The organism is Burkholderia sp. AU4i, from assembly GCF_000466765.1.
Taxonomy (GTDB): domain Bacteria; phylum Pseudomonadota; class Gammaproteobacteria; order Burkholderiales; family Burkholderiaceae; genus Burkholderia; species Burkholderia cepacia.
Genome location: NZ_ASSI01000264.1, coordinates 1 through 998 on the forward strand (window position 1 = coordinate 1; position 998 = coordinate 998).

1 protein-coding gene is annotated in these 998 nt (G+C 72.7%); it reads right to left on the bottom strand.

The window, feature by feature from the left end:
• On the bottom strand, positions 1-693 hold a 693-nt coding region (locus L810_RS39855), incomplete at its 3' end, for a magnesium chelatase domain-containing protein (protein ID WP_042978170.1).
• Between the last annotated feature and the right edge of the window lie 305 nt (positions 694-998).

Sequence of the window (998 nt, forward strand, 5' to 3'; positions counted from 1 at the left end):
GAGATCGGGGGCGGCCGGCATCGGCAGGCCGTCGAGGCACGGTGCCGCGACCGGTGCGAGCCCGGCGTCGGGCGTGCCGGCGAGGTGGGCGCACAGCGCGGGCAGGTCCGGCGCACCGAACACGGTGACGCCCGGCACGAGCGCCGCCTCAGCGGCGCTGGCGAGCGGCAGGTACAGCTCGGGAGCATTTGACGCGACGGCGGCCGGATCGGGGGCGGCCCGTTGATCACCGCTGCCCGAACCGGAAGGCACGTTGGCGCCCGAACCGGAACCCGCACCGCTCTCCGCGACCTGCGAGTCCCGCGCGACCCCGCACGCCATCGCGAACGCGCCGCGCATCGGCCGCAGCGCGCCGGTCAGCGACAGTTCGCCCGCGAATTCGCGGCCGGCCAGCGCGTCGGCCGGGATCTGGCCGTTCGCGGCGAGGATGCCGAGCGCGATCGGCAGGTCGAACCGCCCCGACTCCTTCGGCAGGTCGGCCGGCGCGAGGTTGACGGTGATGCGGCGCACCGGGAATTCGAAGCCGCAGTTCTGCAGCGCGGCACGCACGCGCTCGCGGCTTTCGCGGACCTCGAGATCGGGCAGGCCGACGATCGAGAACGACGGCAACCCGTTGGCGAGATGGACTTCGACGGTGACGTCCGGCGCACGGCCGGAGGCGGGCGCGCGACTGCGCACCACGGCGAGCGACATGGCGAGGCTCCTGTAAACAAGACGGACGGGCGACGCTGTTCGTGGCCGCGTGCCGCGGTAATCGGAGAAATCGGTGCGCGCTTGCCGGCGTGGCGCGAGGAAAGAACGAGGGACAGCGAAGAACGGGGTGCTGCGAAGAGCGATGGACTACGAAGAGCGGGGTGCTGCGAAGAACGAGGGACAGCGAAGAGCGGAGGTGCTGCGGAGAACGACGGACGACGAGGTGCGGTCGCGCGACTTCAGGTTTTCAGGGTTGCCGGACGCGGGCCGCACGAGGCGGCCCGCGCCCGGACCTTGCGGCCGGG